Source organism: Streptomyces sp. RP5T (genome assembly GCF_003933965.1).
In the GTDB taxonomy this organism is placed as follows: domain Bacteria; phylum Actinomycetota; class Actinomycetes; order Streptomycetales; family Streptomycetaceae; genus Streptomyces.
The window spans coordinates 1-1,137 of sequence record NZ_RSAJ01001129.1; the positions used below are offsets into that span (position 1 = coordinate 1).

General features: G+C 72.9%; 1 protein-coding gene. It reads right to left on the reverse strand.

The genetic code is table 11. From position 1 onward, the window contains the following. Positions 1-222: 222 nt before the first annotated feature. Positions 223-900: a response regulator transcription factor gene (locus EHS43_RS44930; protein WP_125196096.1), complete on the reverse strand. Its 678-nt coding sequence runs from the start codon at positions 898-900 to the stop codon at positions 223-225. Between the last annotated feature and the right edge of the window lie 237 nt (positions 901-1,137).

Sequence of the window (1,137 nt, forward strand, 5' to 3'; positions counted from 1 at the left end):
CGGCAGTGGTGGGGCCCTGCGGCATCCGGAGCGGGGTCCCGCCGGGGGTGGCGCACCTACCGCTTCGGCCTCGCTGCGGCATCTGCTCTGGTCCGGGACGGGTGATCCGCAGGAGCCGTCGCGGCCGGGGCGGGGCCGGTCCCCGGGACGTGTGGCCGCACGGCAGGGCGAGGAAATCCCCTGGCCGGAAGGCCCGACGGTGGGCCCGTCAGAAGCGGAGCGTCACGCGTGCAGGACGTGCTGCGTGGGGCGGACCAGGCCCGACTCGTAGGCGAACACCACCGCCTGGACCCGGCCGCGGGCGCCGATCTTGGTGAGGATGTTGCTGACGTGGGACTTCACGGTGGTCGGGGCGATGGAGAGCCGGTCGGCGATCTCGGCGTTGGAGTCGCCGGAGGCGACCGCGGTGAGGACGTCTCGTTCGCGTTCGGTGAGGGTGTCCAGCCGGCCGCCCGGGGCCGAACTCTCCAGGGCCCGCCGGCTGCGGACGGCGTCGATGAGCGCACGGGCCAGTCCGGGAGAGACGACCACGTCACCGGCGGCCACGACCCGCACGGCGGCGACCAGTTCGTCTGCGGTGGCGTCCTCCGGGAGGTGCCCGGCGGCTCCGGCGCGCAGTGCGCCGTAGGGGTGGGCGTCGTCGCCCCCGGTGAGCAGCAGGACGTGCGGGGCGGGTCCGTCCGGCGTGTGGGTGAGTCGGCGGACGGTCTCGACGGTGTCCGGGCCGGTGCCGCGGCCGTCCAGCAGGACGACGTCCGGCCGGAGCAGGGCGCTCAGCCGGACTGCCTCCGGCCCGTGCGCCGCCTCGCCGACGACGGTCAGGTCGGGCTGGGACTCGAGGAGCATTCGGAGGCCGACACGCTGAAGTGACTGGCCGGTGGCGATGAGGACGCTGGTCATGGCGTGCGTGCTCCATCCTCGTCCAGCGCGGAACCTGCTGAACGAAACGGTTTCGTTCTCGTGAGCACCACAGTAACTCCGCGGCTATCGAAACGGGGGCGTATCGATTGTGGGGTGGCTCACATTCCGCCTGTGTTTCCGGTGCGAGGGGAGTCGTCACGGCTGGTGAGGTGGGGCCGCGGATACTCCGCGAACCCGGGCAACCCACGGCGCCCCGGCGACGACCCCCCAGTGAAT